Source organism: Blastopirellula marina, assembly GCF_002967715.1.
In the GTDB taxonomy this organism is placed as follows: Bacteria; Planctomycetota; Planctomycetia; order Pirellulales; family Pirellulaceae; genus Bremerella; species Bremerella marina_B.
Genome location: NZ_PUIA01000023.1, coordinates 1 through 532 on the forward strand (window position 1 = coordinate 1; position 532 = coordinate 532).

General features: G+C 59.6%; 1 protein-coding gene. It reads right to left on the reverse strand.

The genetic code is table 11. From position 1 onward, the window contains the following. On the reverse strand, window positions 1–360 hold a 360-nt coding region (locus C5Y96_RS08130; RefSeq protein WP_114322165.1), incomplete at its 3' end, for a PAS domain S-box protein. Window positions 361–532: the final 172 nt, after the last annotated feature.

Consider the following 532-nt stretch of genomic DNA (forward strand, 5'->3'; position numbering starts at 1 on the left):
TTCGCGCGCCTTGCGATCGGTGACGTCGATGATGGTCGCCATCGTCGACTTGCCCTCCATCTCGTCGACCGGCGTCAGACCGATTTCAATCGGAAACTCGCTTCCGTCCTTGCGCAGGCCAAACAGATCGCGACCCTCGCCCATGTTGCGGGCATAGCGATCCTTGTTGTAACTGTCGCGATAAACGACGTGCTTGCGGCGGAAACGCTCGGGCACCAACAGTTCGATCGGGCTGCCGATCATCTCGTCATGCTCGTAGCCGAACAGTTGGCAGGCCTTGTTATTGACCAGTTCGATGGCGCCTGACTCGTCGACTTGGACCATAGCGCTGGCCGCGGCGTTGACCGCCCGCAGGATCATCGCCTCGTTTTTTTGCGTTCTCGAATGTCGAGCACCGAGACGATCGCCATGATGTCGTTATCGACCTCAACCGGATCAAGGCCGACCTCGACGGGGATCAGCGATCCATCCTTGCCGACGCCATGCAGATCGCGGCCTGTCCCCATCTGGCGACTGGTGGGAACCTCAAAGA